The sequence below is a fragment of the Corallococcus carmarthensis genome (genome assembly GCF_003611695.1).
Classification (GTDB): Bacteria; Myxococcota; Myxococcia; order Myxococcales; family Myxococcaceae; genus Corallococcus; species Corallococcus carmarthensis.
Genome location: NZ_RAWE01000024.1, coordinates 63,498 through 71,782, shown reverse-complemented (window position 1 = coordinate 71,782; position 8,285 = coordinate 63,498). Strand labels below are relative to the sequence as shown.

Here is an 8,285-nt window from a genome sequence, read left to right as displayed (position 1 = left end):
GGGCGGCGGAAGCGGGCGGTAGCCGATGGGCGCGGTCATGGGCGGACTCCGGAGTTCGATAGGAACGGCGACCGGAACGGCGACCGTTTTTTCCCATTCTCCCCAACCCCCGTCCGGAAGTTTCCGCGCCCCACCACTTTGTAAGAAATTCCTGGTCGGATCCCGGTGGAGTGGGATGGTGTGCGGCATATTGTTTGAAATGTTTCCGGCCCGGTGCTCCCTGCGTAGGGCGGTACGTCAATTTCCAGAGGAGAATGGTGGGGCACCTGGCTCCGCCCGGGCATCGTCCTGACAGGACAAACCTCATGGGTGGAATGTTGAGGGGTGCGGGCAACTCTCGGTCGTTGAGAGCGCCTCCGGCCTCTTCCAGGTGTCGCGAGGAGGGATACGCGGCGGGGCAGAGACCGGTTACAGGAGCCCCGCCAGCATGCGGAGGTCCGCCGAGTTCAAGGGTGTGGACGGCGGGGCGCGGGGTGAAGGGACCGAAGTGGTTGAAGGCTCGCTCGCGGACTTCATCCGCTTCTCTCCAAGGTCTTCGCGGATGGCCGCTGCCTGTGACGTGGAGCTCCGCGTGATCGGCTCCGTTCCGGTGGGACCGCCTCGGTGCTCCCTCGGACTTGAGCGACACTGGCTGACATGGCGGTCCGCCTTGCGTTCATCGCGTGTCTCCTCGCCGCATTGCCCGCCGCCGCCAACGTGGCCGCCTCCACGCGTACGCCGGCGACCTTCACCCTGTCACCGGGGACAGCGCGCACGCGCTCGGAGGTGCTCAGCGAGAAGCTGGACTTCGATTGCGCGGAGGCGGAGCAAGAGGCGGTCTGCCGCTTCGAGGCGCGCTACCGGCTGCGCAACGGGACTGCCGAGGCGGAGGTCATCGATGCCTCCTTCCTGGGCCTCCGTACGCGTGAGGTCAGCGTGCGATTCGACGAAGAGCCTCTCCCGGTGACAGAGGGGCAGGCGACCTCGCTTGGCCCCATGCCCGACTCCGCACGGCTCGCGCATACCCCGGTGGAGCGCTTCGGCTTCACCCTCACGCTTCCGCCCGGGCGGGAAGGGGAGCTGTTGGTGCGGGGCCTGATGCAGCTCGAGCGGCGCTTCCTGCCCCCGGGGTACGTATGGCCCGCGGTCCAGGCGCGTCACGCACTGCTGTCCCCCGGGCCGGAGCAGGCCACGCACTGGGACATCGACTATCTGCTGGGACCCATCCGGACCTGGGCGGGCAACCCCACGCTCCACATCACGGTGCGGGTCCCTTCCGCGTGGGAGGTGGGCAGCAGCCTGGACGCATCCGCGCGCACGCTGCCGGTGGCCACGGGCTGGCGGCTTCGGCACGAGGGCGAGCAGGTGGTGGCGGAGCGGAGCCTCACGGCGGCGAGCGCGCCCGAGCGGCTCAACATCACGCTGACGAAGCGCAAGCCGTGGTGGACTTCGGGCGGTGTGCAGCTGGGCCTGGGCGCGCGGCTCGGGGACGGTGCCCGCTTCATGGCCCGGTTCGGCTACCAGTTGGCGGCGCCCGAGTCCTTCCTGCATTCGCTCTCGGTGGAGACGGACTTTCGCGACGAGGTCGTCATCACGCCCCTCACGCAGTATGCGACGCCCCAGGTCGTCATCATCCCGAGCTTCGGGCTCGGCCTGGGGGTGCCGGTGCAGGTGCTCCCCGAAGCCAGGCTGGGCCTGCGGCTCCTCGCGGACCTGCACTTCGGTCCGTTGGGAGCCGCGCTCAGCTGGGACCACTATCCGGCGCTGCGGGAGGGCACGGACTCCTTCTCGCGGCTCATCCTCCTGCTCCAGGTAGGGCTATAGGCCCGCCGCATCCCCCTCCTGCGTGCGCTTGGGCTATTGGCGCCCGAGCGCACGCTGGACCCCGCGCTCCTCAGCGCGTGAACCAGTTCTGGGCGTTCGTGCCGTTGCACTCCCAGACTTGGATCTTGGTGCCTGGGGTCGTGCTGGCATTGAAGACATCCAGGCAGAGGTTGGGCGCCAGGGCGCTGCGCACCGTGGCGCCGACCACCGTCCACCGCTGGGCGGCCGTGCCATTGCACCCATAGATCTGGACGACCGTGCCCGGCGTCGGATCGCCGTTGAAGACGTCCAGACAGAGATTGGGCGCCAGGCTGCTTCGCAGCTCTCCTTGAGCCGTCAGGCGCCACTGCTGCGCGGGGGACCCGTTGCACTCCCAGAGCTGGGTGGGCGTTCCCTGCGCTTCGCTGCCGCCGGTCACGTCCAGACAGCGGTTCGAGTCCAGGGCGCTGACCAGGCTGGGGGCGGAGGCCGTGTACATCGCGGCCAGCGCGGTGCGGTCGCTGGCGGTGAACTCGCCCGTCTCCACCGCGCGGAAGCAGGAGTTCATGATCGATTCGCCGACGCTCGCCGTCGTCGGCGTGCCGGGGATGTGGATTGCGCCGACACCGGCGTCACCCTCGTTGCCGCCGGAGCCGCAGCTGATGGCGCGGTTGTAGTAGTCCGAGTGGCGGAAGCCGATGGTGTGGCCAATCTCATGCGTGATGACGTGCTCGATGACGTCGACGCCGTACTGGCTGAGCAGGCCTCCGATGGTGATCTGCCCGAACGGATTGCCGTTCACCGGGAAGCCGGCCACGCCGCCATTCATGTTCGGGTCGATGACCCCATTGATGGTGAAGCTACAGCCGGTGCTCGGCGTGCGCGCCATGGTGAAGGTGAGCGGCAGCTCGTCGTAGTTCTGGATGGCCATGTCCAGCGCCGTGCTGAACACGCCGGTGAACGCCGAACCGTTGATGCAGATCTTCGTCAGGGACGGGCTGACGACGTTGTTCGTGCGGTACTGCTCCTCGGGGGTCGCGCCGGCCGCGAGCATCTCGCGAGAGGCGTCCAGGGACACCTCGGCATCCCGCCCGACATAGACCTTCCCATCGACGACCATGATGTCGTTGGACGGGAATCCGGCACTGACCAGGTTGCCAACGATTTCCTGCGTCTCATCCGCGGGCTCGCCACACCCGAATCCCAGCGCGATGCACCCTGCCGCAAGTACGAGGCTTCTTGAGAACATGGAGACTCCTTGGTGATGGACCTGCACGCTTGATGCGGGCAATGGCAGTCTGGTCCATGGAAATGAGGCGAAAGCGGATATAGCTGATAGCGCAGGCGTTTGAACCCGCTTGTGGAGGGTGAGCGCAAGCTTCTGGACATCCCGGTGGGGACCTTGAGAATCCCGCCTGGAGTCGGACCTGCGGAGCAGGCTGTCAGACCGCGAGGGCATGCTTCCTTCGACTGACACCCGAGCGAAGGACGTTCATGGCAACCCTCAAACAGCTGGCGTTCCGGATGGCGCGGACCCCTGCCTCCGGCTCCCTGGTGCGCTTCGGCTTCGCGCACGCGGACCGGCTCCTTCCCCTCACCTCCGTGGACCGCTCGAAGCAGGCCGCCATCTACCGCCACCCGCGTCCCGTCTACGGCACCTTCCACCACATCGCCGTCCCCCTGCGGGGCGTGCCGGACGTCTTCGCCCTGGCGCACCCGCGCCACGCCGGGCTTCGCGCGGACCTCTTCGCGCTCATCACCGGCGCACGGCAGCGGGCCCCCGCGTCGGTGCTCGTCAACGCGGGTCCCCGGCAGGACGTGGGGCAGGTGCACTTCCACCTCACGGACGACACGCCCTTCAGCGACGCCGTCCGCTCGGAGCAGCTCACCTGGCCGGACTGGGACGCGGCCGTCCGCGCGCTGACCTCCGTCCCCGACATCCAGGAGCGCTACCGCGCCGGCTTCTCCCTGCTCCAGGACGCGGGGGACCCCCGGGTGCGCCTCATCTGACCGCAGTGGGGACCCGAAGCCAGCCGGCTCACGGCGTCAAACGCTGGCTGGACCAGACCCGCGCGTTCCGGTGCTCCTCGGGATTGGCGCTCGTGCCGCCAAACACATAGATGCGGCCGTCTTCACCCTGGCTGGCGGTGAATCCACTGCCGGGGCCATACATCCGGGACGCCTGGGACCACGGGCCCACGCGGCCTTCCGCCTGGAGCGGAGCGGTGAGGACGCGCCCCTGTTGCAGGAGAAGAACCAGCCGATCCTCCATCGCCAGCAACCGCACTACGTCCAGGCGTGGATCATCGCCGTGCGACCGCCCCGACCACGAAGGCGTGGAGGTCTCCGTCCGCCAGACATGCTCGGCGTCGAGTGCCATGGAGTACAGCTTGCCCTCGGCCCCCGTCACATACAGACGGCCCATCGCCACCGCTGGCGTCTGGTCGAAGTGAAGCGTGGAGGGGGCCTCGATGGACTCCCACCCTTCGATGCGTGATGCGGAGCGCTTCGCGCGCCAGAGCTCGGGCGTGCCCGTCGTGAAGTAGCCCTTATCGAGCGAGCCTCCGACCACCCACAGTTCCGCGCCAGCTGCCACCAGCGCATGCCATCCGCGAGGCTGGGGCAGTGCGGCTTCTGTTTGCCAGGGGCCCAGGGTTCCATCCTCCCGCAGGGACGCGGAACTCACCCCCTTGGAGAAACTTCTTCGGAGCTCGCCGCCCGCGACGAACAGCCGCTGATCCACCACGGCCATCGCGTGATGCACGAGCGGGTCGGGCAACTGCGCGCTCTCCGTCCATGCGCCCAGCACGCCATCCGCCTGGATGGGCGCGGAAAAGACAGTCGCCCGTTGGTCGAGCGAAGAAGTGGAACCCTGCTTGAAGCTCAGCCCTCCTGAAACGAAGACACGGTCCCGTGAGGCCGCGGAGGCATGGTAGTAGAGGTCGACAGGCATGGACGGCTCCTCCCGCCAGAGCGCAAGGCCGCCCTCCGCGGGCCAGGGCTCCGCCTCGGGGCCCCTCGTCGGACAGGAGCTCCCGGAGCACAGACACAGGGGAACCTCTGGAACACCATAATCACTGACAAAGAGACGGCGCTTCACACACGTCTCGCCTTCCGCGCAGAGCCCGTCTTCGCAGATGCGGTGGCAGCGAAGATCGCCCGTTTGCTTGGGCGGAGAACAGTTTCCACTCAGACACGGTGGAAGATCGTACTTCGTGGAGTCACACGCTTCGCCGTGGTCACAGTCCCCCGTCACCTTGTTCGGACAGGCCCGGAAGGAAGAAGCGCGGGGTCCATCGGTCCGCGCAGCGGCCAATTCGACGCGAGCACGTCGCGCGTCATGAAGGTCCCTCGGCGAAGGAGGTTTCGACGAGGAGTCCCGGTCCGCCTCCTGCCAGCGGATGAAGGCGTGCGCCAGCAGCGCCACCGTGAGCAATCCGAGCACGGCCGCGACACCGTTGAGGATGACACGGCGGCGCGCGGGAGCGGAGGGAGGAGGTGCCAGGGACATGTCCCCAATCTAACGCACGGGCCTTCGCGCATCGGCGGGATGGAGGCCATGTGGAGGGTGAGGGCAGGAGCGGAGGTTCCGCGGAGGGCCAGGTGCTCCAGCGTCGCTCGCACCCCTCCTGCCTCGTTCACGTACGCCAGCACTCGACACCTCACGCAGGCGGGCGGGAAAACGGGTCGTGCGGCCCTCGCGGTTCGGGTTCAAACAGACGCACGGGCCCTGGGGTCCTTTTGCCCGGAGCGCGCACCGTCTCCAGGTTCCGGTGCATGGTGGACCTGTACGCGGTGCTGGGCGTGACGGCGACAGCGGACGCGGGCGAGATCCGGCGTGCCTACCTGCGACTGGTGCGGCGTTACCACCCGGACCGGGACGTGAGCCCGGAGTCCACGGAGCACTTCCTCCAGGTCCAGGCCGCCTACGACGCGCTGGGCGACGCGGCGAAGCGCCAGCGCTACGACGCCCGTATCGCGGCCCCCCGCTTCCGCACGGTGACGACGACCTACACCCCCGAGCCAAGGTCCGCGGTGGCCATTCCCCGGGGACGCGTGGGCGTGAAGGTGCGGATGCATTGAGGGGCGCGAACGGGGCCAGGGTACGGCCCTGCGGGTTCACGCCCCGATGCCCGGTCCCACTGCTCCAAGGTCATCCATCGCGCTGCACCTGGCCGCCCTGTTGATGGCGCTCGGGGTGTGCTCATCGCGCCGCCCACCTGGGCGGACAAGCTCCACGCGCCAGGGAGATCCTGGACGAGTCGTGGAGACCCCGCTTCGACGCGCCGGCTTCCGCACCGACACGAGGTGTCCGAGGAGCGCTTCGTCCCGGAGATGGCGATGATGAAGCGGCTGGGCGCGACGCCCGCGCAGCTGGAGGCCCTGCGCGAGAAGCTGGAAGAGGTCGAGACGTACACCTGAGCGGACCTCTCTGCCGCCCCGCTGGACGCGGAGCGAAACAAGCACCCACCTCCCGGTCATGTTTTTCTGGTTTGACAAGAAGGTCTTGAGAAACGAGCATTTCTGGAAAACATCCCTATCACCTTGGAGGTTTCGCCATGAAGAAGCTCCTGACCGGTCTGCTGTTCGCCCCCATCGTGGCCCTGGCGGGTGAGACCTCGACTCCGGCCGAGCTGGGTTCGGCCCCGGCCGGGTCCGCCGAGGCGCAGGGGGTGAATGCGCTGGTCAACTCCGGCTACATCGTCGCGATCACCCACAACATCGGTGGTGAGCTCGCCTACGGGGGCGGCACGGGCGCCATCGCATTGGTGAACGATTTGATCGGGAGCAAGCAGCCCGACGTGGTCGCGCTCCAGGAGGTCTGCCAGACGCAGGCAACGGCGTTCTGGAACACCAACGCACCCAGGGGGTACTGGGCCGCGTTCTACCCCACCAAGTACAAGGCCGCGTGTGGCGGCACCGGGGGGGCCAACCACGGCAACCTGATCGCCGCCCGGTCGGAGTATCCGCTCGCCGGGCCCTACAACCTCGCCCTGCCGGGGAACTCGGGCCACGGGATGATCTGCGTGGACTTCACCAAGGAGGGTCGGACCTTCCGGGCGTGCAGCACCCACCTCATCGCCGGCTCGGGCCCGGACGACAACACGCGGCTCAATCAAGCGAACACGATCAAGAGCTGGTCGCTCGGCTGGATGAACGAGGGCTACCGGGTCATGGTCGGAGGCGACTTCAACTCGGCGCCCTCCTTCCCCGTGATCCAGACCCTGAACCACCTGGGGAACGGTGACCCGTTCATCGATGCGGACCAAGCCGCGAACCGCGAGACCAAGCGCCAGTACAGCGCGGCATGCAACCAGCCGTGGAACTCGAAGCTCGACTACATGTTCTTCGCGTACAACTGGACGGGGAAGAAGTATGTCGAAGCCACCCTGCGGGGTGACGGGTCGTGCTCCGACCACCGCGCGCTCATCGGGACGGCCCGGGTGACGAACTAGGGGAAAGAAACGGCGCGCCCACCTGGCGGGGGGCGCGCCGTTTCACCGGGCTTCCGTCACTGCCAGGACGGTTCGACTTCGTCCGCGCTCACGGTGTTCGTCAGGTTGGTAAGGGTGCCGTTGACGGACCGCATGAAGATTTCGCTACTGCTCGCGCTGTTCGTGAGGCGTTCGAACACCAGGGTATCCGCAGTAGGACTGTAGGCCGGGCATTGGTCGTCCTCCGGCCCGTTCTGCAGCGCGACCAGACCCGTCCCGTCCGCGTTCATGGAGTAGAGGTCCCGCTCGTACAAGCTCTGCACTGAGATGCTCGCGGTGAAGGCAATCTTCGTCCCCGCCGCGTTGTAGACCGGGAAGAACGAGGTCCAGTCGGAGGGGCCTTCGTTCAGCCTCACCAGGCCCGTCCCATCCACGTTGATGCGGTAGATGCCCCGGAAGGGAATGTCCGACGTGCTCAGCGCCTCGTAGCCGAACACGACCTTCTGACCATCGGGGCTGAAGCTCGGCGTGAGGTAGCTGCCGGCGCCTTGCAGGTCCGTGGCCAGGAGGGCCAGGTTCTGGCCGTTGGCGTCCATCAGGTAGAGGCTGCACCGGGAGGTGCAGTGGACGAAGACGATGCGCGTCCCGTCGGGGCTGAAGGCGGGCTGTTCGTCTTCACCTGCCCAGTTCGTGAGCCGCTGCATGTTGCTGCCGTCGATGTTGGCGGTGACGATCTCGAAGTCGCCAAAGTACGGATACGTCTGGCTGTAGTCGCGCTGCCAGACCACCTGGGTGCGCGCCTTGTTGAGTTTGGGGCGCCGGTCCATCACGAGGTCGGTCGTGAGGCGGGTCAACACGGTGCCATCGGTGCCCATCACGAAGATATCGTAGGTGTTGATGGGGTGGGCGGGGTCGCTTCCCCGGTTCGACGCGAAGGCGATCTTCGTCGGCGGTGGGCAGTTGGGGAGGCACGTCTTCGCCGTGACATCGTCCTCCGCGGCCTCCTGTTCAGGGTTGGAGACACCACACGCGGCCGTCAGCATGACTGCTCCAAGGATGCAGCTTCTT

Annotated in this window: 7 protein-coding genes; 4 read left to right on the top strand and 3 right to left on the bottom strand. The window is 67.4% G+C overall.

The features are described 5' to 3' along the window. Positions 1 to 636 precede the first annotated feature (636 nt). Positions 637 to 1,803 (top strand): hypothetical protein, encoded by a 1,167-nt coding sequence (locus tag D7X32_RS09880; protein WP_244238934.1) that lies wholly within the window; start codon positions 637 to 639, stop codon positions 1,801 to 1,803. Between the two features lie 70 nt (positions 1,804 to 1,873). On the opposite strand, the gene D7X32_RS09875 is transcribed toward D7X32_RS09880, so the two are convergent. Next, positions 1,874 to 3,031, bottom strand: a complete 1,158-nt coding sequence (locus D7X32_RS09875) for a M57 family metalloprotease (RefSeq protein WP_120602266.1) — start codon at positions 3,029 to 3,031, stop codon at positions 1,874 to 1,876. 245 nt (positions 3,032 to 3,276) lie between these two features. Between D7X32_RS09875 and D7X32_RS09870 the strand changes: the two genes are divergently transcribed. Further along, positions 3,277 to 3,792: a hypothetical protein gene (locus D7X32_RS09870; RefSeq protein WP_120602265.1), complete on the top strand. Its 516-nt coding sequence runs from the start codon at positions 3,277 to 3,279 to the stop codon at positions 3,790 to 3,792. Positions 3,793 to 3,820: 28 nt separating this feature from the next. Here D7X32_RS09870 and D7X32_RS09865 read toward each other — a convergent pair whose 3' ends face one another. Next, positions 3,821 to 4,735 (bottom strand): Kelch repeat-containing protein, encoded by a 915-nt coding sequence (locus D7X32_RS09865; RefSeq protein WP_120602264.1) that lies wholly within the window; start codon positions 4,733 to 4,735, stop codon positions 3,821 to 3,823. Positions 4,736 to 5,559: 824 nt separating this feature from the next. On the opposite strand from D7X32_RS09865, the gene D7X32_RS09855 reads away from it, so the two are divergent. Next, complete coding sequence (locus D7X32_RS09855) at positions 5,560 to 5,865, top strand: J domain-containing protein (RefSeq protein WP_120602262.1); 306 nt, start codon at positions 5,560 to 5,562, stop codon at positions 5,863 to 5,865. 476 nt (positions 5,866 to 6,341) lie between these two features. Next, positions 6,342 to 7,238, top strand: coding sequence for an endonuclease/exonuclease/phosphatase family protein (locus tag D7X32_RS09850; RefSeq protein ID WP_120602261.1), 897 nt, complete (start codon positions 6,342 to 6,344; stop codon positions 7,236 to 7,238). A 56-nt stretch (positions 7,239 to 7,294) separates the two neighbouring features. Here D7X32_RS09850 and D7X32_RS09845 read toward each other — a convergent pair whose 3' ends face one another. Further along, positions 7,295 to 8,260 carry a TolB family protein gene (locus D7X32_RS09845; protein ID WP_158625651.1) on the bottom strand — a complete coding sequence of 322 codons (966 nt, stop codon included), beginning with the start codon at positions 8,258 to 8,260 and terminating at the stop codon, positions 7,295 to 7,297. Positions 8,261 to 8,285 lie beyond the last annotated feature (25 nt).

Bases quoted from the DNA above. Each gene is read 5' to 3' on its own strand.
- D7X32_RS09870 (WP_120602265.1), top strand. From the start codon at position 3,277: ATGGCAACCCTCAAACAGCTGGCGTTCCGGATGGCGCGGACCCCTGCC.
- D7X32_RS09850 (WP_120602261.1), top strand. From the start codon at position 6,342: ATGAAGAAGCTCCTGACCGGTCTGCTGTTCGCCCCCATCGTGGCCCTG.
- D7X32_RS09865 (WP_120602264.1), bottom strand. From the start codon at position 4,735: ATGCCTGTCGACCTCTACTACCATGCCTCCGCGGCCTCACGGGACCGT.
- D7X32_RS09880 (WP_244238934.1), top strand. From the start codon at position 637: ATGGCGGTCCGCCTTGCGTTCATCGCGTGTCTCCTCGCCGCATTGCCC.
- D7X32_RS09855 (WP_120602262.1), top strand. From the start codon at position 5,560: ATGGTGGACCTGTACGCGGTGCTGGGCGTGACGGCGACAGCGGACGCG.
- D7X32_RS09845 (WP_158625651.1), bottom strand. From the start codon at position 8,260: ATGCTGACGGCCGCGTGTGGTGTCTCCAACCCTGAACAGGAGGCCGCG.
- D7X32_RS09875 (WP_120602266.1), bottom strand. From the start codon at position 3,031: ATGTTCTCAAGAAGCCTCGTACTTGCGGCAGGGTGCATCGCGCTGGGA.